Origin of the sequence: Paenibacillus jepli, assembly GCF_047238105.1 — a bacterium.
GTDB lineage: Bacteria > Bacillota > Bacilli > Paenibacillales > Paenibacillaceae > Paenibacillus_D.
The window spans coordinates 4,799,501-4,825,354 of record NZ_JBDFMD010000001.1 but is presented as its reverse complement, the minus strand read 5'-3'; the positions used below and the strand labels follow the sequence as shown (position 1 = coordinate 4,825,354).

18 protein-coding genes are annotated in these 25,854 nt (G+C 56.5%); 5 read left to right on the top strand and 13 right to left on the bottom strand.

Annotation, left to right across the window (positions count from 1 at the left end; all coding sequences use genetic code 11):
* Window positions 1–109 precede the first annotated feature (109 nt).
* The gene (locus ABC336_RS20775; protein ID WP_413240471.1) at window positions 110–2,374 is read left to right on the top strand and encodes a helix-turn-helix domain-containing protein; all 2,265 of its coding nucleotides are present in this window, start codon (window positions 110–112) and stop codon (window positions 2,372–2,374) included.
* Between the two features lie 6 nt (window positions 2,375–2,380).
* Here ABC336_RS20775 and ABC336_RS20770 read toward each other — a convergent pair whose 3' ends face one another.
* From ABC336_RS20770 to ABC336_RS20750, 5 genes are all read right to left on the bottom strand, one after another.
* Window positions 2,381–2,527 carry an AraC family transcriptional regulator gene (locus ABC336_RS20770; protein WP_413242570.1) on the bottom strand — a complete coding sequence of 49 codons (147 nt, stop codon included), beginning with the start codon at window positions 2,525–2,527 and terminating at the stop codon, window positions 2,381–2,383.
* A gap of 11 nt (window positions 2,528–2,538) precedes the next feature.
* Window positions 2,539–2,874, bottom strand: a complete 336-nt coding sequence (locus ABC336_RS20765; protein ID WP_413240470.1) for a hypothetical protein — start codon at window positions 2,872–2,874, stop codon at window positions 2,539–2,541.
* Between the two features lie 486 nt (window positions 2,875–3,360).
* Window positions 3,361–4,887: an extracellular solute-binding protein gene (locus ABC336_RS20760; protein ID WP_413240469.1), complete on the bottom strand. Its 1,527-nt coding sequence runs from the start codon at window positions 4,885–4,887 to the stop codon at window positions 3,361–3,363.
* A gap of 160 nt (window positions 4,888–5,047) precedes the next feature.
* On the bottom strand, window positions 5,048–5,926 hold the full coding sequence (locus ABC336_RS20755; protein ID WP_413240468.1) for a carbohydrate ABC transporter permease: 879 nt from the start codon (window positions 5,924–5,926) through the stop codon (window positions 5,048–5,050).
* A gap of 24 nt (window positions 5,927–5,950) precedes the next feature.
* Complete coding sequence (locus ABC336_RS20750; RefSeq protein WP_413240467.1) at window positions 5,951–6,877, bottom strand: ABC transporter permease; 927 nt, start codon at window positions 6,875–6,877, stop codon at window positions 5,951–5,953.
* Between the two features lie 212 nt (window positions 6,878–7,089).
* Here ABC336_RS20750 and ABC336_RS20745 point away from each other — a divergent pair, with 212 nt between their 5' ends.
* Entirely contained in the window at window positions 7,090–9,390 is a 2,301-nt protein-coding gene (locus tag ABC336_RS20745; protein ID WP_413240466.1) for a helix-turn-helix transcriptional regulator, read from the top strand.
* 90 nt (window positions 9,391–9,480) lie between these two features.
* On the opposite strand, the gene fabF is transcribed toward ABC336_RS20745, so the two are convergent.
* Window positions 9,481–10,722, bottom strand: a complete 1,242-nt coding sequence (gene fabF, locus ABC336_RS20740; RefSeq protein WP_413240465.1) for a beta-ketoacyl-ACP synthase II — start codon at window positions 10,720–10,722, stop codon at window positions 9,481–9,483.
* Window positions 10,723–10,856: 134 nt separating this feature from the next.
* On the opposite strand from fabF, the gene ABC336_RS20735 reads away from it, so the two are divergent.
* Entirely contained in the window at window positions 10,857–11,693 is an 837-nt protein-coding gene (locus ABC336_RS20735) for a helix-turn-helix transcriptional regulator (protein WP_413240464.1), read from the top strand.
* Window positions 11,694–11,766: 73 nt separating this feature from the next.
* Here the strand turns inward: ABC336_RS20735 and ABC336_RS20730 are convergent, their stop codons facing one another.
* Window positions 11,767–12,489, bottom strand: a complete 723-nt coding sequence (locus tag ABC336_RS20730; RefSeq protein WP_413240463.1) for a GntR family transcriptional regulator — start codon at window positions 12,487–12,489, stop codon at window positions 11,767–11,769.
* Between the two features lie 364 nt (window positions 12,490–12,853).
* Between ABC336_RS20730 and ABC336_RS20725 the strand changes: the two genes are divergently transcribed.
* Window positions 12,854–13,300 (top strand): hypothetical protein, encoded by a 447-nt coding sequence (locus ABC336_RS20725; protein ID WP_413240462.1) that lies wholly within the window; start codon window positions 12,854–12,856, stop codon window positions 13,298–13,300.
* Here the strand turns inward: ABC336_RS20725 and ABC336_RS20720 are convergent.
* From ABC336_RS20720 to ABC336_RS20705, 4 genes are read right to left on the bottom strand one after another with little or no spacing between them, the layout of a single operon-like run.
* A complete protein-coding gene (locus ABC336_RS20720; protein WP_413240461.1) occupies window positions 13,297–14,310 on the bottom strand; it encodes a sugar kinase in 1,014 nt (337 codons plus the stop codon). The two genes, ABC336_RS20725 and ABC336_RS20720, sit on opposite strands and share 4 nt — an antisense overlap.
* Entirely contained in the window at window positions 14,303–15,058 is a 756-nt protein-coding gene (gene dagF / locus ABC336_RS20715) for a 2-dehydro-3-deoxy-phosphogluconate aldolase (protein ID WP_413240460.1), read from the bottom strand. Before dagF ends, ABC336_RS20720 begins: the two co-directional genes overlap by 8 nt.
* On the bottom strand, window positions 15,058–16,164 hold the full coding sequence (locus ABC336_RS20710; RefSeq protein WP_413240459.1) for a DgaE family pyridoxal phosphate-dependent ammonia lyase: 1,107 nt from the start codon (window positions 16,162–16,164) through the stop codon (window positions 15,058–15,060). Before ABC336_RS20710 ends, dagF begins: the two co-directional genes overlap by 1 nt.
* Window positions 16,142–17,230, bottom strand: a complete 1,089-nt coding sequence (locus tag ABC336_RS20705) for an amidohydrolase/deacetylase family metallohydrolase (protein WP_413240458.1) — start codon at window positions 17,228–17,230, stop codon at window positions 16,142–16,144. Before ABC336_RS20705 ends, ABC336_RS20710 begins: the two co-directional genes overlap by 23 nt.
* A 1,263-nt stretch (window positions 17,231–18,493) precedes the next feature.
* Between ABC336_RS20705 and ABC336_RS20700 the strand changes: the two genes are divergently transcribed.
* On the top strand, window positions 18,494–20,839 hold the full coding sequence (locus tag ABC336_RS20700) for a helix-turn-helix domain-containing protein (protein ID WP_413240457.1): 2,346 nt from the start codon (window positions 18,494–18,496) through the stop codon (window positions 20,837–20,839).
* A gap of 865 nt (window positions 20,840–21,704) precedes the next feature.
* On the opposite strand, the gene ABC336_RS20695 is transcribed toward ABC336_RS20700, so the two are convergent.
* Together ABC336_RS20695 and ABC336_RS20690 are read right to left on the bottom strand one after the other, a co-directional pair.
* A complete protein-coding gene (locus ABC336_RS20695) occupies window positions 21,705–22,724 on the bottom strand; it encodes a glycoside hydrolase family 130 protein (protein ID WP_413240456.1) in 1,020 nt (339 codons plus the stop codon).
* A 7-nt stretch (window positions 22,725–22,731) separates the two neighbouring features.
* Window positions 22,732–25,854 carry an alpha-mannosidase gene (locus ABC336_RS20690; RefSeq protein WP_413240455.1) on the bottom strand — a complete coding sequence of 1,041 codons (3,123 nt, stop codon included), beginning with the start codon at window positions 25,852–25,854 and terminating at the stop codon, window positions 22,732–22,734.

Below are 25,854 nucleotides of genomic sequence, written 5' to 3'. Positions count from 1 at the left end.
CGTATATACTGGATTACATCGTCCTGTAGCTAATCAATGCATTTCTCACCCGTGCTTGGAGGTATGCTTCATGCTCAGAAGTCCTTTTTTTCGCAGAAGTCTATTATTAATGGTTTTACTGTCCACGGTGCCGTGCATGCTGATCGGTGTCTTCCTATATTTATACGGCACGACAAAAATTGAAAGCGCATTAAGCGATTATCATACACATGCAACCGACAATGCGATCAAGCGCATTGACAGCCAGCTCAATCACTTGGAGATGATTGCAACCCTATGGTCCTCGAACTCGCCGCTCAGCCCGTCGCTGAATCAGATTGATCTGCAGCGCGACAACACATTGGTTAACCAAATCTATGAAAGTCTGACCATCATCAAATCTTCCGATATTCTAATCGAAGAAGTTTACATCTATCTAGAGAAGCATCAGGCCTTGATATCGGATACGTATGGCATTGAGAGACTGGACGAAACGGTCAATGCCGCATACCGGAACCTCATGTTTATAAAGTCACCTATATACTGGACGGACACACTGCCGGAGGGCAGGCTCACGAATACCCTGCCGCTCTCCCTTGTCGTAAGGCTGAACTTATACAATCCCAATACGAGCTCTTTTATTATCTTCCGTGTGAAGGGGAGCGCCCTGCACACCTTGGTGGGCGACGCGAATGCGAATCCCATGGCCTCCACATTGCTGCTTGATCAGGAGGGGCGGATCATCTCCGGCGGCCATCGTACCGTGGAGCAGTTGACAGCGCTGGATAACTGGCTGCAATCCACTACGCTTCAAGCCGATAACCGGAATGACTCTTTTATTGCGACCTGGAACAATGAACGCTATACTATTGCCGCCCAGCCGATGAAGCGGGTAAGAGAAACGTGGGTGCTTGCTGCTGCCACCCCTTTCTCCGAGATCACCAGCCCCCTGATTGTGCTGTCGCAAAATATTATCCGGATCAGCGTGCTTATGCTAGTACTGGGCCTGATCCTGTCCTGGATCATCACTCGTAAAATCTATCAGCCGGTAGAGAGACTGATCCGGCTCATCTCGCAGAATCAAGAGCATCAAAAGATGGAGGATGAATTTGACCATATAGCTGCTGCCTGGAGGAATATATCAGGACGGAGCGAGACGCTTCAGCAGCGCCTGCACGCTCAACTGCCTACCCTCCGGGAGAGCTTCCTGTTGCAGCTGGTGCAGGGACATCTGGGCTCGCTCTCCGTATCGGAGATCAGGGAGCGGATGGATCGGTACGATTTCGTTCACCTCAAGGAATCTGGGGACATCCGCTTGCTCGTTGTGGAGCTGCACGGACTGCTCCAGTCGGAAGGGAAATTTACAGCGGGGGATGAACAGCTGATTTCTTTTGCTGCGGCCAATATATCCAAAGAGTGGATGAGTACGCGCAGAGATCATGCCGAGGTCGTCAATCTACACAATCAAATCTTATGCATCCTTCTTCCAGGGGACCAGGACTCCCCGCATGAAAGCAAATCCATGCTATACAAAATGGCGAAGGATTTATCCTCCGCCTTGCATCTCTATACAAAGGTCAATGTGACGGTAGCCATCAGCAAGCCCGTCCTGTCACTAGGAGATATTCCCGCCGCGTTTGAGGAAGCGCTCAAATCGTTGCAGCTTAAGGAGGTGCACGAACGTCTGCAAGTCATCGATCTCGAAGAAGTGCTGACTCAGGGTAGCCACACTGTTCTCTATCCGTTCGAAGAGGAGAAGGACCTTGTCCAGTCGCTGCGGATGGGCCGCTCCTCAGAGGAAGTGGACAGGCAGGTTGACGGCTTTTGGACAAAGCTTCAGGAGCAAGCCACGACAGAACTGCAGCTGCGGCAGGGCTGCTACCAATTATTCAATACGATCCAGCAGACTGTGATCATGTCGGGCTTCTCACCGCTCCAGCTCTATCAAGGCATGATTATGAATGAACAGCTATCCGAGCTTAAGGAGCCTGCTCATATGATCCAATGGTTGAAGAACGATATGATCCGGCCCTTTCTGATCGAGCTTGAGCGAACTCAAAACGCGTTGATGAAGCAGATGGTGGAGGACGTATTGAATACCATTCACAATAATTACCATCTCGATATTTCTTTAGAGAGCTGTGCTGACCTTCATGGCACTTACCCTCGCAAGCTAAGCGCAGCCTTTAAGACCATAACAGGCGTGACCTTCCTCGATTATGTCACGTCCTACCGCTTGGAGTTGACCAAGACGATGCTGCTGCAAACCGAAGAGCGAATCAATAGCATTGCGGAGAAAGTTGGTTACCAGCCCGCGTACTTCCATCGTCTCTTTAAAAAACACTTTGGCATGACACCGGGACAATACCGCGAGCAAGGCAAGAGCGACAGCTAACCCCGGCTATTCGTTGCGGTAGTCCCTCGGACTCATCCCGGTCGCCTGGCCGAACAGGCGGCTGAAGTAGAAGGCATCGTTAAAGCCGGCTTGCTCTGCGACCTCCCGGACCGGCAGACGGGTAGCCCGCAGCAGCCTCTTGGCATGGTCCAGACGGATGTGCGTCAGATACTGGGTCGGCGTCCGACTTGCGTAGTAAGCGAATGAACGGCATCGATCAGCGAAGGATGTCCAGCGGGATAATCCTGATAGCGCAGGTATTGCTGGATATTGGAGTAGCTCATCACCCGGAGCATGTCGTCCCGGAGCGAGTCCACCAGCTCATCCGTCTGCTCGGCAAAATGGCCGATTAATATACTGCTCGTCTCCTCCACCTCATGCTCGATTACCCTTACGACATAGACATAAGTAAATAAGCTCGCTAGAATCGACGGCACAAGAATCAATATAAAAAAGCTTGAAAAAAACTGCCAAAACACATTCATTCGCGGCTTCTTCAACGTCGTCAGCCTTCCTCGCATGCTTTCAGCCCTTTCCCTGCCTGACGGTCAAGCTTGTCCTTGCTTTTATTAGTATAGTCCGCATTTTCCGCCCTGTACATGAAGGATTGGTCTGGATTGCATGGCGGGGTACAAGCAAGAAATCCCTATCAGAACAACAAAACCTGCTCACGCAGGTTGGCACCGCGATACGGACACAATAGGCTCTATTTTGCACAAAAACCCGCAAGGAACCTGCCCTGCGGACACACGATCCGTTAAGTGCTGGTTTTATACCCGTTAGCCCCCGTTTCCAGACCGATAACGGATCCTCTGTCCGCAAGCTTCGCTAAAAACACGCCCATGCTCGAAATAAGGGCCACCGTGTCCGTTCGTGAGCGAGCACGACCAGCGAAAAGCCGCCACGCTGTGACGGCCCTTCATTTCTTGCCACTCTTCGATTACTTAAGACACCTCATGTTACGCGCCTCTCCTCAGACTGCATGCTTATTTGTTGCGGTAAGCTTCATTAATTTCATCGATCATCTTCAGCATCTGCGGGTCTGCTTCCAGCTGGCTCACCATATTGTCCCATGCGGACATCGGCTCTTTGCCCATAATGATGCTTGTTTTCAAATCTTCTACTCTTTTGTACAGGTCCGGTCCATAGATGATCTCCGTTTCAGAGATGAGGCCATAAGCATGGTTGGGGACACTGATTTCCGAGCGCTGATCAATAATGTCCACGTTTCGCTCATACATTTCTTTTGGGATTCCTGTCAGGAACGCACGTTGGTATTTCTCGAATTGGCCAAAGATGACGCCCAGAATGTTTTGTCCGACCATATCCGTTGCTGCCTGTTCAGTGGCGACTTTGAACCCATCCTCCTCGATATAGTGCACATCCTTGATGCCGTAAATCGCCAGATCCGAGCCTTCAGCCCCAATCCCGTAATCCATAAAAGCAAGGAGCTTCTTCACTTTATCCTCAGGAACCGTTCTGGGAATGGCATACATGCCGGCCACACCCGGCTCCTGTGGCGCGAATTTGTTGCCTTCGGCACCGATGACATAAGGCAGCGGATACATGTCCCCTTCGGGATCGATTTTGCGGATGGCTTCCGTGAACAGCCACTGTGGATTCATGAAAGCGCCAATGACGCCTGCCTTGTTGCCCATCAGCAAATCACGCGGTTGTGTCCCTTTCAGCACGGCAAAATCCTGCGTTATAGTCTTCTCCTCATATCCCCGCTTCAGCCATTCCAGCGCCTGCCGGGCAGCCGGGTCGAAGATGACTGGGATCAGCCCCCCGTCCTTCAGCTTCCACCTGCCGTTCGTCTCCGTAAAGATGCTCTCTACCCAGCCAATCATCGTGATATCGCCAGTGATGCCTACCGTATCCTGCAGATTATTGCCATCTGGATCCTGCTCCGTGAAGGCCTTAGCCACCTCATACAGCTCCTCCATCGTTTCCGGCACGTCCAGGCCGAGCTTCTCCAGCCAGTCCAGCCGGACCATCGGCATATTGCCGCCGCCATCGAGCGGACGAAGTCTAGGCACGCCATAGTGCACGCCATGAATGCTGGCATTGTTCCAGATCTCCTCTGGCAAGGCAGCTAGATTCGGATGCTCCTGGATGAAGGGCGATATATCCCAGAATGCACCGTCTTTGGCCATCTGCACAACCTGCGGATCGAACATATCCGGGATGTAGGTAAGCTCGGCCATTTCATTGGCCGCCAGTGTGAGCATCAGCTTCTCTGTGTAAGAATTTGAGGGCACCCATGTGATGTCCAGCTTCGTATTCGTGCGCTTCTCAATCTCGAGTAATACCGGATTATTATCAGGCAGTACCTCCGGTGTCTGCTGTACCGTGAGAATGGATATCTCAGTAGGCGGCTGCGGCGTATCCGGATTGGCACCAGAGCCATTATTAGACTCCGGCGGCTGACTACCCTCATTTGTCGTATTGCCTCCTGTGCATGCAGAGAGCAACAGGGCGAGAGCCAGAACAAGCGGTATCCATGTTTTCATTTCGCTTCGACCTCCGTATAGTTATGATCAACTTGCAGTTTCGAGATTAGAACAGACTGGTATATCCTGCAATTGTACATTCATTCTGCGGCCGATATCCCAGCATTGCACAAGGATTCCGCAAGCGCAATTCGGCAAGCCTTTTTGTCTACGCATGCTTTTAGCCCTTCACGGAGCCCACCATGACTCCTTTGGCAAAGTGCTTTTGCAAGAAGGGATAGACCATGAGGATCGGCACGGTAGCGATGACTACTGCCGCCATCTTCAAGGTTTCCGTAGGGATTTTGATGTCACCCTGCATCTGATTGACAATATCGCCTGACGCCGACGTAGAGGAATCGATCAAGAGCATCTGCAGGACCACCTGCAACGGGCGCAGATTGGCATCGCTAATATACAAGATTGCATTAAAGAAGGTGTTCCAGTAGGCTACCGCGAAGAACAAGCCAAACGCGGCCATAGATGGAAGGGACAGTGGAAGAATGATACGCGCCCAGATCGATAAGTCATTGCAGCCGTCGATCTTGCCAGCCTCCTCTAACTCATCCGGGATGCTTTCGTAGAAGCCCTTCATAAGAATCATATACCACCCGCTTGTCAACACAGGCAGGATGAGCGCCCAGAGACTGTTCATCAAGCCCAGGTCTCTTACGAGCAGATACGGCGGGATAATGCCGGGATTGAATAGGGTCGTGAGCAAAATAAGCAGCAGAATCGCCCTCCTGCCGAACAACCGCTTTCTTGACAAAGCATAAGCTCCCGTAGCCGTGACCAGCAAGCTGAGGAATGTACCGACAGTCGCCAGAAACGCGCTGACCGCCGTCGCCTTGAAGAAGGTATTATTGGAAAAAAGGTAACGGTATGATTCCAGCGTCCAGGTCTCCGGAAAGACGATGAACCCCTTACGCAGATATTCCTCTGCCGAAGTAAAGGAAACTACAAATACATAATAAATCGGGAATAAAGCCGCGAGCGAGACGACAATCAGGATGAACGTCACACCTGCATCGAAAATACGATCCCTTCTAGAAACAATCATAGCCTAAACCTCCAACTGAATCGTTTAATAAACGCCGTCTTCGCCAAACTTCTTGGATAAATAGTTCGCGGATACCACAAGGATAATGCCTACAACCGATTTGAATAATCCTACAGCCGTGGAATAGCTGAATTGTCCCTGCTGGATGCCGCTTCGATACACATAGGTATCAAAAACATCGGCTACACGAGCTACCGCGCCATTCATCATCAAGTATACCTGTTCAAAACCAACGTCCATGATGTTGCCGACACGCAAAATAAGCAAAATAACAATGACGTTGCGGATGGCAGGCAAGGTTACATGCCACATCTGGCGGAGCCTGCCGGCCCCATCCATTCGCGAAGCCTCGTAGAGGGACGGGTCCACAGAAGCTATCGCTGCCAGGAAGATTACCGTGCCCCAGCCCGCCTCCTTCCAGATCGATTGAAAGGTGAGCAGCAGCCAGAACCATTCGGGTCTCGTCAGAAAGTCCAGACGGGCATACCCCATCTGGGCCAGGACGTGGTTCACAAACCCTTCCGAATAGGACAGCATAATAATGGTCAAGCCAGCGATAATAACCCAGGATAAAAAATGTGGCAAATACACAATCGATTGAATGGTTTTCTTGAACCAGCTGACCCGTATCTCATTCATCAGCAGCGCCAGCATAATCGGCAGCGGAAAAAACAAGGTCAGGTTCAGGAAGTTGATGGCAAGCGTATTGCGAAGCAGTATCCAAAAATCCGGGTGGGTGAAAAATCGTTCAAAATGCTTGAGTCCCGCCCAGGGGCTGTCCATAAAGCCTCGGTACGGGGAAAAATCCTTAAAGGCGATCGTCACCCCCCACATGGGCAAATACTTGAACACAGCAAAATATAACAGGCACGGCAGCGCAAGCAAGTATAGCAGCTTGTCCCTGTGCATATTTCGGACAATTCGTCTCCATTTGTTCGTCTGGGCACTCATTTGATTCGACTCCCCGCTTTCTTGGTTGGTTGCTTGATGCCTCGACTATAATTTCTCCCGTTCTATCCTTCAAGTAGACAATTTTTCTCGATTTGAAATGCGCATTGGACATCTATTCCGCCTGCAGCTCAGGGCTTGCCGGAATTTACAATGGCTGCCGCAAGCGGCCCATGTTATAATTCTCACCATCCTGACGCCAAAGGAGTAATGGTATGCGTTCGAACTTTTTCCGCAGGAGCTTCCTCATCGCAACAATAACTGCAAGTCTGCCAGCCATCTGCATTGGTATACTTGTATATTATATTGGCGTGGATTATATCGAAAACGAGATGAACAGCTCCCATGAAATCCGACTAAAATATGCCTCAGCGCGCATGGATGCCGACCTCACCCATATCGAGACTATGATGGCTTCGGGAATCACGAGCTTGTCCGCTATGAAACCGCTATCAGAACTGATTCTTCCTCAAGACGTGCAGGAGATCCAGAACATCTATCGCTTGCTCTCCTCCATGCAGTGGTCGGACCCGTCCATCAATGACATCTGGTTATATTTGGGTCACCAAAATCGCCTCATCCATGATAATCATGGCTTGATTGAGGTGCAAGATGTCCAGCAGAAGCAGCAGCTGCAAGACTTGCTGCTTGTGCCCAGCAATATCTACTGGACCACTCATATGACCTGGATGTTCAAGCCCGACCAATCGTCGCTGTCGCTGGTGCTGCGTTTGCCGGTTGGCAGAACTACGGCAAGCGCGGCTTTAATCATCAATCTCCGTTCCAGCGCGCTGGATGGGCTTATTCATGATCTGGAGCCGGAGAGTGATTCCTCTTTGCTATGGAGCCACGAGGGCGCCTTGCTGTCCGCTGGGCGTCATTCGATATATGCCCCGTCGGCTTTAGACCAAGAGATCCTGCACAGGCTGTCACACATGTCTATTTCTCCTGAAGTATCTTCCTTCATCCTCGACTTCGAGGGAGAAACCTACTCTGTATCTTACAGCCGCATGAACCGGTTAGGCAGCCAATGGAACTTTGCGACAGCTACACCGATCTCCAAGCTGACCCAGCCGGTCATTGTTTTCTCCCGCTTCATTATCTATACAAGTTTGTCCATCCTGTGCATAGCGCTTCTCTTATCCTGGGTCGCCTCCAAGGAGCTGTACCGTCCTGTGGGCAATCTCGTACGTTTCTTTCGTGAAGGTCAAGGCGAGGTAGGCAGCTCAGAGGAATTCTCCTACATCGCCAGCGAATGGATGGGCCAGCTTCATGAGCGGGAAAGGCTTAGAAAGCAGCTTCAGGCCACATTGCCGCAGCTGCGCTCCGGCTTCCTGCTCCAGCTGACGCAAGGCCATCTGAACTGGATGGATGAGCAGGATATTATCCAGCGCTTTCAATCCTATGGAGGCAGCATCAGCCCTTTGTTCGCGGTTATCACGCTGCAGATCGAAAGCCGTTTATTTGAGAATACGAAGTTTAAAGTCGGTGATGAAGCTCTGATCAGCTTCGCCTCCTCCAATATTGCCCTGGACGTCATGTCCAACCATGGCCTCGAAGCCGACTTGATTAACTTCCAGGATATGACCTTCGGCCTGCTCCTGTACATTCAAGCGGTCGAGCCTGCGGGCAGCACGCTGGAACACGCTGCGCAGGAGCTGGCAGCCACCCTGCTGCAAACGCTGGATGTCCGTGTCACCGTTTGCATCGGCAACCATACGCCGAACATTCGTGATGTGCCTGAAGTTATGGAAGTTGCCCTTGCCGCTTTGAATCTCAAGCAATGGGGAGAAGAGCTTCAAATTATGAAAGTCGATGACATGCTGCCCAATGCTGCAGCCAAGGACTCCTATCCCTTTTCCATTGAAAAGGAAATCATGCATTACTTGCGCTCGGGAGAGCAAGAAGTCATCCTGAATCGACTGGATCATTTCTATCGGGAACTGACAGAGCAGGCCTCAACGCAGCTTCAAATACGTCAAGGCTTGCTGCTGTTGACCGGCAATATGACCAATGCCATTCTGCATACGGGCTTTGAGCCGCTCGAGCTGTTCGAGAACCAACTGCCCCTGGAGCAGATTGCGCAAATCCAGGAACCGCATAACATGATGCAGTGGATAAAAAGCGCAATCGTCATGCCTTATCTGGAAACGGTGCGCGACAAGCAGGATTGGGAGATTAAGCGGATCGTCTCGCAGGTTGTAGAACGAATACAGGATAGCTACATGTCGGATCTGTCGCTGGAGGGGTGCGCTGAACAATTCGGGACCTACCCGAAAAAGCTGAGCCTGGGTTTTAAGAAGATTACGGGTACGACCTTCATCGACTATTTAACCCGATATCGGCTGGATACCGCCAAACAGCGGCTCTCCACTACAGACGATAAAATCATCGACATCGCCGCTTCGGTCGGTTATCAGCCGCAGTACTTCAACCGGATCTTCAAAAAGCATGAAGGTATGACACCTGGGCAGTATAGAGAATTACATCAAGCAAATACGACCTACTCGTCCTAAACGCCTGCTTGCGAAACTGCCGCTAAATTTCCTAAACAAAAAACCGTCGGCTGACCGACGGAATGGAATACGCTTTGCAAAAGCGCTTTGTCACTCGGACGCATAGCTTTGGATTACGATCGCCGAGTTATGCCCGCCAAAGCCAAAGGAATTGGACAGGCCGATCCGCAGCTTGGCATGTCTTGCTTCATCTGCCGTATAGTCCAGATCGCAAGCCGGATCGCTGACCTCCAGATTGATCGTCGGCGGGATGATCCCGGTCTGCAGCGATTTCACCAACGCAATGGCTTCGACCCCGCCGGATGCGCCCAGCATGTGGCCGGTCATCGATTTGTTGGCGGTCACCGGGATGTCATAGGCCCGTGTGCCGAAGGTGTGCTTGATCGCAGCCGTTTCCGAGCGATCGCCGATGACGGTGCTGGTGGCGTGTGCACTGATGACGTCTATCGCAGACGCAGGCAGCTTCGCTTCGGCCAAAGCCAGCTTCATGGCACGGGCGGCACCGTGGCCGTCCTCCGGCGTGGCAACCATATGGTAAGCATCCGAGCTAGCCCCGTAACCGATGACCTCGCCCAAGATATGGGCCCCACGGCTTACGGCGTGCGACAGGCTCTCCAGAACGAGGATGCCGGCGCCTTCCGCCATGACGAATCCGTCTCGTCCCGCATCGAACGGCCTGCTTGCACGGGCTGGCTCGTCATTGCGGGTTGATAGCGCAGTTGCATTGGCGAAGCTCGCCAGCGAGATGTCTGTGATAGCCGCCTCAGCGCCTCCCGCGATGATGACATCCGATCTGCCGGATTGGATATGGAAGAACGCTTCGCCGATAGCCGTATTGCCGATCGAACAGGCAGTTACGGGGGCCATCGAGGAGCCCAAAGCGCCATACTTGATGCTGATAAGAGCTGCAGCCATGTTGGCGATCATCATCGGGACCAGGACAGGACTGACCCGTTCAGGCCCGCGTGCAGCCAGCACCCCTCCTTGATTCATCAAGGTCTGGATGCCGCCGATACCGGAACCTACATAGACTCCCATCCGCTCGCGGTTGATCTGATCCGGATCGATAGCTGCCTGTTGCATCGCTTGCTCGGCGGCCGCCAGTGCGAATTGGCAGAAGCGGTCCAGTCGTCGCCCCTCCTTCGCACCGAACCATGCGTCGGGGTCAAAATCTTTCACACTCCCTGCGATGGCGACTTTTTGCCGTGAGGTGTCAAATGCGGTTATCCGATCGATCCCGGACTCTCCACGGACGAGCCGGGACCAGAACGTCTCGACATCGTTTCCCAGCGGCGATATAACACCCATACCTGTAATCACAACTCTTTCCATCCCCTGCATCCTCCCTTGGATCTTGCGGTTGTTTCTTCATAAGCGTATCATGGCATGTAGATTATCCTATTACAAGAGAGTGTTTATCCTAGTATAAATACTGCTATCTACTACGCTGGAGAGGGGATGCTCGCTTGAATTCCCAAGTTCGATTGCACGCTTTGTCGGTATTCCTGAAAAGCCAACGTGCCAAGCTGTCACCCGAGCTGGCAGGCTTGCCTGCCGGAACCAGAAGAAGGACCCCCGGGTTGCGCCGGGAAGAGGTCGCCCAGTTGGCGGGGGTCAGCACCACCTGGTATACCTGGCTGGAGCAGGGCAGGGACATCCGCGTCTCCTCGTCTGTGCTCGATTGCGTGGCAGGCGCACTGCAGCTGAGCCCCGATCAGAAAAAATACTTGTATTCGCTGGCGTTCGAGAACGAATCGGAGGTTTACGCGGCAGAACAAGAGGCGGTGCAGCTCAGCCCGTCGCTCCAAAAAATCATCACTGAGCTCACCTACTGCCCGGTTATCGTATCGGACCGCAAATGCAATATCGTCGGATGGAACAAGGCCGCCGCTTTTGTATTCCTTGACTTCGACCGCATCCCTCCCGCTGAGCGCAACATGATCCGGCTGCTCTTCACCCGCAGGGAGTTCCGGCGCTTGGCGCTCCATTGGGAACAGTTCTCCAATGACTTTCTCTCGATGTTCCGCACCTATTACGGCCAGTACGTAGGCGATGAGTGGTATGATCTGTTTTTGAAGGAGATGACGGAACAGCACCCGGAATTCAAGCGGATGTGGGAGGACAACCGGGTGCAGTATGCCCCGGAGGTCCATCTGGAGTTCCGGCATGCCAAGGCCGGGAAGATGGTGTACGAGCTTACTTCCTTGAAAGTGTACGGTAAGGAAGATCTGCGGTGCAGCATCTACACGCCAGCGCCCGATACGACGACGGAAGCGAAGCTGAAGCAGCTGATGGAGGATTAAGAAAAAAGCCGTCGCACCCTCTCCGGCTGCAACGGCTTTTCACCTTATTATCTATGGCAGAGACACCTGCGTCTTACGTATCATAACTAACCAAATAATGCTGCAGCTCTGTCTGGTAATAGCCGATACTATATTCCACCAGCTGTCCGTCCACGTCATACGTCCGGCGCAGCCGCACGAGCAGCGGCGTGCCGATCGCGATACCCAGCAGCCTGGCGGTCTCGGAGGAAGCCGGACCCACCGAGAACGCATCGCGGAAGTTGTCCAGCACGATATCCTGCTCTTCCAGCAGATCGTAGAGCGACTCGAAAGCGGGCTCGCCCGCCTCCGGTTCCACCCCGGACAACGATGCCGCCGCCAGATAGTGCACGATATGAATGTAAGGCTGGTCATCCAGCACATACAGCCGCTCGATCCGTACCGCCTCGGGGCCCAGCAGGCCGTGCAGCTCCGTACCCGGCGTCAGCCGGTCGTGGGTCACACCGATCAGCCGCTTCTCCAGCCGGTGGCCTTCCTCAACTAGCAGCTCCGTGAACCTCTTGCCCTTGGAGAGCCGGGTGACCGGCGTATTGGTGAGGACGATCGTGCCGATGCCGCTCTTCTTCTCGACATAGCCCTCGTCCGCCAGCTCGCGGATCGCGTTGCGCACGGTCATCTTGCTGACGTTGAACTCCTGCTCCAGCTGCGGCTCCGGCGGGATATGGCCGCCCAGCGGATAGACCCCGTGCAGGATGCGGTCCTTGACGATCTTCTTGACCTGCAGATACAGCGGGCCCTTCTTGCGCGTGATGGTCATCCCGGCTTTCCTCCTTCTCGGTCAAATCTCCAAGCGTTGTATTGTAACGGAACTCAGACTCAGAGCTGTTATACCGCTCAAAAGATGCTTTCTCCAAGCTTTACGGAACTCATTGGCCTATTCCGAGCGTACATGTGAGCGTTTTAAGACCAATAAGGGCTTTCTGTTCCCTTAACATGGGATTCAGGGCTGGATTGGTGGAATAAGGTCTTAGGGTTCCGTTAGCACCTCCGCTCACCCGGTCGATACATAGGGAAGAAGGGGCGTCCCTCCATCGTCACACGATGCCTTTTGGGACTGCCCCTTTCAGCGCTTCGCCCGGCTGCGGGCGCATCCAACTGCCGTTTGGCAGTTATTGCGGCGCTTGGCCCGGCTGCTGGCGCATTCAACTGCCGTTTGGCAGTTATTGGGGCGCTTCACCCGGCTGCGAGCCCATCCAACTGCCGTTTGGCAGTTATTGGGGCGCTTCGCCCGGCTGCTGGCGCATCCAACTGCCGTTTGGCAGTTATTGCGGCGCTTGGCCCGGCTGCTGGCGCATTCAACTGCCGTTTGGCAGTTATTGCGGCGCTTGGCCCGGCTGCTGGCGCATTCAACTGCCGTTTGGCAGTTATTGGGGCGCTTCACCCGGCTGCGAGCCCATCCAACTGCCGTTTGGCAGTTATTGCGGCGCTTGGCCCGGCTGCTGGCGCATCCAACTGCCGTTTGGCAGTTATTGCGGCGCTTCGCCCGGCTGCTGGCGCATTCAACTGCCGTTTGGCAGTTATTGCGGCGCTTGGCCACCAAGCTGGCGTCCTTCCAGATACGCCTTTAGCGCTCCACGTCCCCGGCCGTCCGCGACATCGCCCGCACGACATCCGCCTCGGTCGCCATCGGCGTATCGCCGTGCACCGTGTGCGCGAGCACCGCGGCCGCCGTCGCATAGTCGACCGCGTACTGCGGCTCGTCGCCGCGCAGCCGGGTGTGGATGATGCCGCTCGCATAGGCATCGCCTGCCCCGACCCGGTCATAGACCGAGAACGTCACCGGCAGCGAGTAGAAGAATGCCTCATCCGTATACAGATACCCGACCAGCGAATGCGTGTTGTCGCCATTCACCTGACGGTGCGTACCGGCGATCGTGCCGATGCTATATTCCTTCGCCACCTGCGGGATCAGCTCCTGCAGCTGCTCAGTCCGGTCTGCCCCCGCGCTCGTCATGCCCAGCGTCAGCATCGCATCCTTCTCATTCATGAAGACGATGTCCGCCAGCTCCAGCATCTCGCGGTAATGCGGCGTCGCCAGCGCATAGCCGCCCTCGCCCCACAGCGACGGCCGGTAGTTGCAGTCGAAGATGACCGTGCCGCCGTGCTGCTTGACCTCGCGGGCCAGCTGCTTGATCTGGGTGCGCGCCAGGTCGTTCATGGCCAGCGTGATGCCGCAGAAATGCACCGCATCCACCGCCGACGCGATTCGTTCCCAGTCCTCCGGTGCATGCGGCACCGTGTTGAAGCTGCTGCCGAGCCGGTCGGTGTAGGTGACCTTGCTCGGACGCAGGCCGAAGCCATGCTCCAGGAAGTACATCCCGACATACTTGCCGCCTCGGTTCACGAACGGCGTCTGGATGCCGAGCTTGCGCAGATACGCCAGCGCGGCGTCGCCGAGCGGAGTGTCCGGCAGCGTGCTCGCCAGGTACGTCTCATGGCCGAACCGGGATAACGCCGAGACGACGTTGACCCCGCTCCCCGAGAACGAATACGCCAGATTACTGCTCTGTGCCAGCGTCTGGAAGCCCGGCGCCTCCAGGCGCATCATCACTTCACCGAACGCGGCAATCTTAGACATACTTATCGACCAGCGTTTTCAGCTCGGCCAGCAACGTTTTGACATCCTCCACCCGCGTGTCGCCGCTCGCCGAGTCGATGATTGACGAGTACACATGCGGGATCACCTGCGGTACGCCGGCTTCCAGCGCGATCTCGAGGATCTTGCCGAAGTTGTCCAGATCGATGCCGCCCGTCGGCTCCAGCGCAAATCCTTCCTCGCCGCACGCCTTGGCTACCGCACGGTACTCGTCTTCGAGCTTCAGTCCCTGCATCGGGAAATACTTGAGCGCATGGCCGCCCATATCCCGCACGAGCGCGATCGCCGCTTTAACCGGGACGATGGCTTTATCCTCGATCGCCGCACTGTGTACACCCATCGAAATGTTTACATAGCCCGGCTTGCCGCAAGGCGATACGAGCGCGTTGATCCAGCTTTTGCGGTCGCCCAGATTAGCGCTGGTAGCGCCGACAGCCGGGAAGATCTGATTGATGTGCTGACCTTCATACGACTTCACGATCTCCGCCACGACTGCGCCTTGACGGTTGTCGCCTGCGCCCAGACCGATGGATACGGCGTCCTCGATGGCCAGTCCGTATTCCTTCATCGCTACGACCGCAGTCGCTGCATCCGGATAAGCCTTGGAGAGCACGCCGACGACGACATGGCCTTCTGCTGCTGCGTAGATCTCGTTGGCATTCTCGATACTGCCCGCCAGTACGTTCAGTGCCGCCTTGTTTTTGTACAACCGATTGTAAATACCTGCCATTAGTGGTTCCCCCCGATAATGTCTTGGATGCGTGTGATGATAACCTGCAGATCGTCGCCCTGGAGCGAACGCGGATCGAGGTCAAAATACCCCTGCGCCAATCCGTAATCCCGTGTGTAAACGGCGATGTCGCCGCCTTGCAGCTCAGCATTAACCGTACGTGCCGATTTGCCTGCCTGCGCCTCGTCGATCTTGATGCGCCCCCGGAAGATCGCCCGGCCAGCTTCGTCCTGGACGATGCTGACACTCACGCCCGGCAGCTCGCCGAGCACGTCCAGCGCCGCCAGCGCTGCCTTCTCCTGCTCGCTCTTGTCTTCCTTGACGAAATATTCGTCGAGCGCCTGCAGCAGACCGAAGATCGACTCCTTGCCTACCTTCATGCTGCGGCCGATCCCGTACAGCTGCGTCTTCACCCAGCTTACCAGCTCGCCTTTGCCCGCGACGATGCCCGAGGTCGGACCTTCGATCGCCTTGGAGCCGCTGTAGATGACCAGATCCGAGCACGTCACGTACTTGCGCAGATCCTCTTCGGCCGCCGCATCGACGATCAATGGCACATTCAGACGCTGAGCGACTTCCCAGGCATCCTCGACCTTGATCATGTTCTTCTGGACGCAGTGATGCGACTGGACGAACAGGATCGCCGCCGTCCGCTCGTTGACGCCCATCTCCAGATGCTCCTTCTTGCCTTCGTTGGCGTAGCCGACCTCGACAAGCTTGCCGCCGCCGAGCGCCACCATCGTCTCTACCGGTGCGCCGTATTGGACGTTATGTCCCTTGAACATGACGATCTCGTTGTGCGCCGGCAGCTCCTGATGCAGCTTGAGGCTGGCACGCTTGTCGCCGCGTGTGACGACCGCCGCTACGGTCAGAGCAATGCCGCTGGAGGCGGAGTTCACAACCACTGCATCTTCCGCGTTCAGCTGCTTGGCGACATAAGCGCCGGATTTGTCTACCAGATCCGCCATCTCTACGTAGCTTTGACCGCCGGTTTTCACGGCATTCATGACGCCGTCGGTCGGCGCCGAGACGCCGAGGATGCTCATCCGGCCGCTGGCGTTGACGACGCGTTTCAATCCGTATTTAGCATGCAAAGTATGATCCATTGATTACCGCTCCCTTGGCTTGAATATAAGTGTCCGCCGTCCGCGTCTCTCCCTCGGAATCGGTCAGCGTCTTGCTGCCCTGCACCACCTCAAAAACCGTCAGGTCAGCGGCACCGCCAACCTCCAGCTCGGCCAGCTCTGGCCGTCCGAGCCAGGCTGCGGCGTTCACCGTTACGGCATCGACCACTTCTTGCAGACTGTATCCGAGGTAGAGGAACTTGGTCATGACGTCGGCCAGGCTGTAGACCGGCCCGTTCAACCGGTTGCTCTCGTAAATGTCCGTGCTGATCGTGTGCAGCGGGATGCCGTGCGCCCGCGCCTGCTCCGCCACCCGGAAGGCGAAGCTCGCCGTTCCGTGACCGACGTCCAGCCGGACGCCCCGCGCCACCGCATCGACCAGTGCCGGCAATGGCCGTCCCTGCTCATCGAACAGGTTGTTGGCTTTACCGTTCAGATAGTGCGTGACGATATCATCCCGCTCCAGCAGCGCCATCACTTCGCCGATCGCCGGCGGTCCCGAGCCGATGTGAACCATCAGCGACAGTCCGGTCGCCTCCGAGAGCTGGCGGGCGCGGCGCAGCGGCTCGAGTCCCTGCTCCTTCACGACACTGCGGCTGATCCGCGCCTTGAGCCCGACGATGAAGTCGGGATGCGCGCGCAACGCCTCCTGTGCAGCCTCCTCGTCGATCCAAGACAGATCGGACAGCTCGTCGATGCGTTCCAGACCGATGCGGGAGATGTTCAGAAAAGCCAGCAAGCGCGTCGCCGCGCCGCAGCCCGCCGCCTCCAGTTCGCCGATCCGGCTGGCGCCGCAGCTGCCCGCGTCGATGATCGTCGTCACGCCCTGCTTCACGCCGATCTCATCGATCACGTCGCCATAAGGCTTCAGCTCACGGAACGCATGCACATGCATGTCGATCCAGCCGCTGGAGACATAGCCGCCCTCAGCGATGATCTCGCCTTCGCCGCTGCCCGGGGGCACGATGCCGGCGATCCGGCCGTCAGCAATCACGATGTCGGCGACTTGTCCGTTCACCAATGTCATATTGCGCAGTACAGTCCCCATATTCTTGATGTGTCCTTCCTTTCTGCGACAGCGCCTGTACGTTGTCCAATATTTCTTCGCCAATAGCTTAACACATCCTAGCATTAAAATAAATATAACGTTATAATGTTTAAGTAAACGACAAACATTGGCCTGGTGTGAGTGTGCGAACAAGATTGGGATTCGGTCCAGCATGCCCCATGTCCAGAGAATGAGGTTGTCGCGATTCGTCCCTATAAAACGCACGTCTAGCACGTGATGCTATCGCGATTCGACCCAATAGACCGTATGTCTAGCGCATGATGCTACCGCCATCCGGCCCAATTGACCTTATGTCTAGCGCATAATGCTACCGCCAATGGACCTTATGTCTAGCACATGATGCACTTGCGATTCGTCCCAATGGGCCACGCATCCAGCGCAGACAGTAGCGTACTTCCGTCCAACCCAACTTGCTGATTATCAGGCGATGAGTCCTATTACAAAATCGCCCGGCTTGACGCTTGTCCAGCAATTGAGTTCGATTTTTCACATTCGTTACCCTAACGCGAGCCATGTGCCACCCATAAGGTCGAAATATCATATTCATTCACCGCCAAATGGCTCAATCGGCCTAACGAACACGAATTTTCATATTCATTGCGTCATTTTTGAGCGTTTTGGCTAACCGAGTATGATTTTTCATATTCATTCCATCGGAACTACACACCTGGCTTCACTCCATGCCGTAGATCGGCTCTATGCCTGTAAGATAGGCCAAAAAGCAGTCTTTCATACCAAATGATCTCTACTCCGGAGACACACGGATGCATCGTAACAGCCCGCTCGGCCCTGCTGGCATTACATTCCTGGCCATTGTCAGCAGCAAGCCAAGCTGATATAATCGTGAAACTTATCTCAATTTGTCTTCGCCTGCTTATCATTCAAAGAAAGCGCCTTCGGGCGCATTCTATCCTTCCCCGCAGCGACTCGCGAAGCTGCGGCCAGGTTGTTTTCGGGGCTTTGGACGGTTTGATTCTTTTGGGCTTTATGTGGCGAAGCAAGTGAAAGGTGAATCGTGCCGGAGAGGGTGGAATTGTTCCAGAGAAGCGTCAGCGCTCGCCTTTGTCCCCGAGTTTCCCCCTTAAGAGGGATGATTCAAGAAATTCGGGGACAACAGCGATCGGAGGAACAATCCGTCCCGCGCAGGCCGATCAAACCACCTTTATAGTCATTGCATAGCCTTTCCAGAAGTCTCACTCTCTCAAAACGTCCGAAGCACTTTTTCCTCAGGAGGTCCTGCAAGTGAAACCAACCGATCCGCCAGCCGGGCAAAATAAAGGGATCCGTCCCAGGTGGAACCGATTTAAATCCAAATTACTCGTGACTTACACGTTATCCTATATATTGATCTTTTTGGTTCCGCTTTCAGGTGTGACCTACTTCATCTATCACAATGCGGCTGCCAATCTGCGATCCGAGATCGAGCAGTCCAATGTCAATCAGCTCAACCAGATGAAGCTGACCATCGACAGCCAGATGACCAATCTGCTGGAGATTGCCAGCAAGATCTCCTACGATGTCCAGCTGACACCATTTATGGTGGCGCACCCGTATTACAGCCAGGAGGCGATCACTTCGCTGGCCCGCTACCAGGCTAACAATATGCTGATCGAGGATCTGTTCCTCTACTATCACGGCGATGAGCATATCTATTCCAATCAGGGGATGACCGATCTCGATATAACCTTCGGCCGGATCTTCCGCTTCCAGAACTGGCAGCTCGATGAGATTGTCCAGGCCCTCAATGATGCCAAGCTGACCACGGTACGGCCTGCGGAGACCGTCAACGTCAACTCCCGGACCGAATCGATGCTGGCGATGATCATCCCGATCAAGACCAACGACCCTTATCCATATGGAACAGTGTTGTACCTGATGAAAGAATCGCGGCTGACCGGCGTCATGAATACGATTCTGACGGATTTCTCGGGAAGCAGCTATATTTTCTCGCCGACAGGTGAAGTTCTGACTGCCAATTACCGTGGCGATGCGCTGAACGGCCAGGATCTTCCATCACTGACAGAGCTCGAGCCCGGCATCCACAGCATGGAGCTGGGGGGCGAGCGCTATTCGGTCGTCACCGTCAAATCCAGTGTCAACGGCTGGACGTACGCGACGGCAATCCCTAGCTATCAGTTCTTCGAGCAGGTCGGCCAGATCCGCACGATCATCCTGCTCGTCTTCGGCATCACGGCGCTCACCGGGATCATCGCGGCGATGCTGCTCGCCAGAAGGCAGTACCATCCGATCCGCGACCTGCTCGAGTTCGCCAGCCTCGAAGGCGGCGCCAAGGAGACGGTCAAGAGCCGCAACGAATGGGACTGGATCAAGCAGACGATCCATGACTACCATGCCCGCATCGACATGCAGGAGCCGTTCGTCCGCAATCAGTGCCTGATGCTGCTGTTCAAGCATGCCAAGCCGGACGACCCCGAGATCGAGCGGATGATCGTCCAGTCGGGATTGAAGCTGCCCGAACAGGCGCGCTGCTTCACGATCATCCTGAGCTGGGACGAGCAGAGCCGCGGCGGGCAGTCCTGGGAGGAGCAGCAGGCGATCCGCACATGGCTGAGCCAACTGGAGCTTCCAGAGCTGCAGGCCCGCATCTTCGGCGTCGAATTTTCCGTCAAGCAGCAGATGGCGCTGATGGTGACGCTGCTGCCGACGGAAGAAGAGGAAGGCGATGATGCCAGCCGCGCCGCACTCGTCGTTGACGAGCTGGACGAACGGCTGGCAGAACGGCTCGCCGTGTGTCCCAATCTGGGGGTCGGCACGGTGTACGACGACCTGTCCGGCTTGAACCAGTCCTTCCTAGAGGCGGCTTCCGCCCTTGAGCAGCGGATGTTGACCTTTAGCGGTCGGATCGCTTACTTCGAGGAGCTGACAGCGCTCTCCGACTCCGCCGTCTCGAGTGAGAGCTACTGGATCCCCAAGAAATCGCTGCTCAAGCTGGAGCAGAGCCTCAAGCAAGGCAATGAAGCGACGGCGCTCCAGTTGATCGCGAGCATCATGGAGGAGATCAAACGAGAGACGCTGTCCGTCGGTCTGCTGCGCTGTCTCTGCTTCGACGTACTGAACTCGCTGCTGCGCACCGCAGCCGAGCTCGGAGTCACCGATATTCGCGGCGACATCTCCACCCTCCATGCGTTCGAGACGCTGGAGGAGCTGGAGAGCCGCCTTCGTTCGCTCGCCGTGCGGATCTGCAGTCAGGCGACGCACCAGACAGAGACGGAGCAGCCTGCGCTCATGGACGAGATCGTCGCTTACGTCGATCAGAATTATGCCGACTACACGCTCAGTCTCGAGCACGTCGCGCTCAAATACGATATTTCCACCTCGTACCTGAGCCGCAGCTTCAAGGACAAAACCGGCTGCAACTTCACCCAGTACATCTGGCAGTGCCGGCTCAAGGAAGTCATCCATCAGCTCATCCATACCAGCGCACCGCTCAAGGACATCATCGAGCGCGTTGGTTACCTGGATGCGCCCAACTTTATCCGCAAGTTCAAAAAGGAAACCGGCCACACCCCCGGCCAATACCGCAAACTGCACAGCGCGGGCGGCGGGGCGGCGGGCGAAGACGAATAAACGTGCCAAAGACGCACGAAGGAGCTGACCAAACCGTCAATTGACGATTGGACAGCTCCTCTTCCTGCTGCTTGCGTTACCCTATGTGACTGGCATTCCGATCGACATGGTCATCATGCTCGCGGCAGTCGCTTTGACCGGCTACTCGGGCTACAGGTATATGAAGAATAACGTTGGGGCTACTTAATACAACGACCCTTTCTGCCGCTAACACCCCTCACCCAACCGTCCACGCTGCACCAACGACCCTTTCTGCCGCTAACACCCCTCATCCAACCGTCCACGCTGCTCCAACGACCCTTATTGCCGCTAACACCCCTCATCCAACCGTCCACGCTGCTCCAACGACCCTTTCTGCCGCTAACACCCCTCACCCAAACGTCCACGCTGCACCAACGACCCTTTCTGCCGCTAACACCCCTCATCCATCCGTCCACGCTGCACCAACGACCCTTTCTGCCGCTAACACCCCTCACCCAACCGTCCACGCTGCACCAACGACCCTTTCTGCCGCTAACACCCCTCATCCATCCGTCCACGCTGCACCAACGACCCTTTCTGCCGCTAACACCCCTCAACCAACCGTCCACGCTGCTCCAACGACCCTTTCTGCCGCTAACACCCCTCAACCAACCGTCCACGCTGCTCCAACGACCCTTTCTGCCGCTATCTCATGCAGACCAAAAGCCTACCTATACTTACAACTCCAATTTTCGGCGTGGGCCCAGCTGTAGTGCTATTTTCTATACCTACAGTCCCACTTTCCCGCCCCTGACGCTCCCCAACTAGAAAAAGCCCGCAAGATCACGCTCGCAGGCCCCGCACAATTACACACGCTCTCTTACGCCTTAGGCTCTTTTCAGACTTACGCCTGAGGCTCGTTCAAAATGTACTCGACCAGCTCGTCCAGCGGCACAGTTGCCAAGGCGATCGCCGTGTCGGTGACGCCGTAGTAGATGTACAGCAGGCCGTCCTTGACCACATTGCCGGTCGGGAAGATGACGTTCGGGATCTGGTAGCCGAACTTCTCATAGTACGTCTCCGGCTCCATGATGAAGTTGTGCGTCCGGGCGATGATCTTCTCCGGGTTCTCCAGATCCAGCAGCAACGCACCCACACGGTAGACGACCTGATCGTCTACGCCATGGTACAGCACGAGCCAGCCTTTGTCGGTCTTGACGGGCGGCGTCGAACCGCCGATCTTGCGGGATTCCCAGGACATGTTCTCCGCCTTGGCCAGCAGCTTCGGCTCCTCCCAGTTGATCAGATCCTCGGAATAGGTGATCCACATCGCTGCTTTCTCCGTGCCGTATTCCTTGCCGACATACTCCTCCGGACGGCGCAGCAGGACGTACTTGCCGCCCACCTTCTCCGGGAACAGGATGTTGTCGCGGTCGTTGATGTCCAGCTCGGTCGTATCCGCCACGAACTCCCAGTCGATCAGGTTGTCCGACTTGACGATCGAGGAACGGGTCAGCCAGTGGCCCGGCTCTTCGCCCCAGCCGTCCGGATACTCGGGGATCGAGCGCTCCGGGACGCCGGTGTTGGTCGGGTAGTAGCTCATCGCGCACGGGCGCAGCGCGTAGTTCATGTAGAACGTGCCGTCGATCTTGACGACGCGCGGATCCTGCACGCTGCCGTACGGGAAGCCGAGCTCATCCGGCGTCAGCACCGGCTCATCCTTCACATGCGTGAAGTGTACGCCGTCTTCGCTCTCCAGCAGGCCGAGGAAGTTTTTGCACGGCGTCAGCGAGCCCGCAGTCCGCTCGATCATATAGAACTTGTCATTATCGATGATGACGGCAGGGTTGAAGACCGTCGCTTTGCGCCATTCGTATTCGCCGGGAACGACGATCGGATTTTCTGGATGTCTGGTGATTTTCATAGGGTTTCTATTCCTCCTGTGCTGCAGCAGCATCTGTAATTTTGATGGTTCGGACTTGATAAGGTTTGAAATGAAGCGTCAGCTGGCCGTCCACTGTATGCAGCTCACCAGTCTCATCTTCCAGCAGATTGACTTCGGTGATGCGCACCGATGACGGTAAATCCTGCAGCACCGCCGTGTCGCGGCCGCCGCCGGACTCGTACATCCGGACGATAGTGCCGCTGCCGTCCTCGGCTTTCTTGATCGTATCGAGCAGGACATGCCTACTTGCAAAAGACAGCCAGCCATGCGACGTACCACGGATGCCCGCATGGGCATCAGTAGCGACCGCCTGCAGCGGCTCATTGAGCTCCGCCGCCTCGCGGACAACCCCGGCTTGACGCCAGTCGCCGGCATGCGGATAGAGCGAATACGTAAACGTATGCTCGCCGCGGTCAGCTTCCTTGTCCGGCCATGAAGGCGCCCGGAGCAGCGTCAGCCGCATCACGCCGTCATGGATGTCGTAGCCGTATTTGCAGTCGTTGAGCAGACTGACGCCATAGCCGTTCTCCGACAGGTCGGCGAAGCGGTGTCCGCACACCTCGAACTGCGCCTGCTCCCAGGTCGTGTTGCGGTGCGTGGGGCGTGCCAGCGAGCCGAAGGGAATCTCGTAGGTCGCCTGGGTAGCCAGGATGTCGACCGGGAACGCCACCTTGAGCGCTTTGTGATCCTCCCGCCAGTCGGCCTTCGTGATGAAGTCCACGCGTCCGGTATGCTTGTAGAACACCAGCTCCTGCTCCACCGTGGAGCGGCCGATGCGCCAATGGAACCGCAGCCTGTCCAGCGCCTCGCCCTGGATGACCACCGACCGCTCCAGCAGCTCGGCCTGACCGGCCGGCTGCTGCTCGAACCGGGGATCCAGATCCCAGGCATCCCATTCGACCGGGACGTCATGGAACAGCTGCAGCTCATTGGCCCGCTGTCCCGCCGGGATCAGCTCGCGGCCCGCACGCTTGTCCAGCCAGCCGGTGATCTCGCCGCGATCATTGAAGCTCAGCAGCCAGTGGTCGGTCTCCCACGTATCCCGGAGTTCTGATCCTGGAGCCGCTGCGGACACAGACGACTCCGCCGTCTGACGCAGCCAGACGATCCGGCAGCCGAAGGCCGGCACCGCTCTCGCCTGAACCGCCCAGGTGATCCGGCCGGAGACTTCGTCGATCGACCAGACATCGCTGGCCAGCCGGCCCTCGTCGTCCCAGAATTCCGCAGCTGGCTGCGCGCCGTCCGCCTCGATCAGCACCGTGCCGGTCCGCTCCCAGCCCAGGCTGTTGAAGACCGCATATGGCGTACCTTCGCCCGCCGTGTTCATCTCTGCCGTGAGCGCCTGCAGTCCCTGCTCCAGCACCGCCTGTCCCAGCTGGAACAGCCGCTCATACTGCTCGCGGGAGGTGACGTACACCTCGGGAATCGACGTGCCGGGGATGATGTCATGGAACTGGCCCAGCAGCAGCAGCTCCCAGCCTTCCTGCAGTCCCGCCAACGCTGCGACCGGCGCGCCGCCCAGCTCTGCAAACCGGCTCCAGATCTCCGCCCGGCGGTACAGCTGCTCCGCCTGGCGGTTGCTGCGCTTGTTGTACGCATGCGTAGTCAGGGTGCCCCGGTGCAGCTCCAGATAGAGGTCGCCGTGCCAGGTCGGCAGCTCCGGCTGCTCGCGGTCGATCCCTGCGAAGAAAGCCCCGGCCGTCGAGAGACGGGATGAAGGCTGGCCAATCATCAGCTCCGCGCGGTCGATATTCTCCAGCATCTCGTGCGTGACCCCGCCCCCGCCGTCGCCATGGCCGTACAGCAGCATCAGCTCGTCATGCTTGTCTTTGGTGGCATACGCCTCCCAATGCTGCTGGACATCGATCGGCTTCGTATGCTCATTGAGCCCGTGGTTCTGATAAGCGACGACGGACGTGCCATCGATGCCGACCCACTGGAACAGCGTGTGCGGGAACACATTGGTGTCGTTCCAGCCCAGCTTGCTCGTCATGAAATGCTCGATGCCGGCCTGCTTCAGCAGCTGCGGCAGCGACGCACAATAGCCAAATGTGTCCGGCAGCCACTCGATTGTCGAACGCTTGCCGAACTCCTGCTCGTAGAAGCGCTGACCGTACAGAATCTGCCGCACCAGCGATTCGCCTGAAGGGATGTTCAGGTCGGGCTCGACCCACATGCCGCCGACAAGCTCCCAGCGGCCTTCCGCGATCCGCGCCTTGATGCGCTCGTACAGCTCGGGATAATACGCCTTGACGTAGGCGTACAGCTGCGGCTGGCTTTGCGAATAGGTGAAGTCGGGATAGCGGTCCATTAGGGTGCACACCGTCGAGAACGTACGGCCGACCTTGCGCATCGTTTCCTTGAGCGGCCACAGCCAGGCGACGTCGATATGCGACTGGCCGACCATATGCATGATGCCGCCTGCTCCGATAAGCCCCTGCTCCTGCAGCGCAGCCTCGCGCAGCTCGTGCTCCGCCGCCGACACGCGCGCGGCATCGCTCAGCTGCTCCGCTTGCGGATACAGCACGTCCATCGTCCGCTCCAGCGCCCGCTCCAGCCGGATGCGGCGCATATCGGCCTCCGGCAGCAGCGCCGCCGATTCGTGTACCATCCTCACGGTATGCAGCAGGCTGTAGACCGGCCGGTTGATGCGCACGAGCGCGAACTCCGCTCCCTGCATCGACGGCCGGACCGGTGCCTGGTTGTTGAGCGGATCGACAGGCTCGGGAAGCGGATCATACAGCTCGATATCGAGCTGCAGCCTGCCCGCCTCGGCCTCCGGCAGCGGCACCAGCCAGTGATTGCGGTCCAGACCGTGGTACGGCGAGCCGTCGATGGAGAGCAGCCCTTCCCCGGTGCCGATATATAACAGCGCCGTGTCCTGCTGCGGCCAGTCGCCTGGCAGTTCCAACGTGCGGCTGAGGAAGTAGGTCGTCCCGGGTCCTCCCGTCAGCCGCTCGGTTGTGCTCTCTCTCGCGCCCCCGGCGGTATCTTCATATTCCCCCTGAGCGATGTAGCGGGTCTCGCGGATCGTCCAGCGCTCGATCGGCTGCTTGTCCGCCCACTGACCGCGCTCCAGGAATCGGATAAATCGCGTCATACGCTTCAT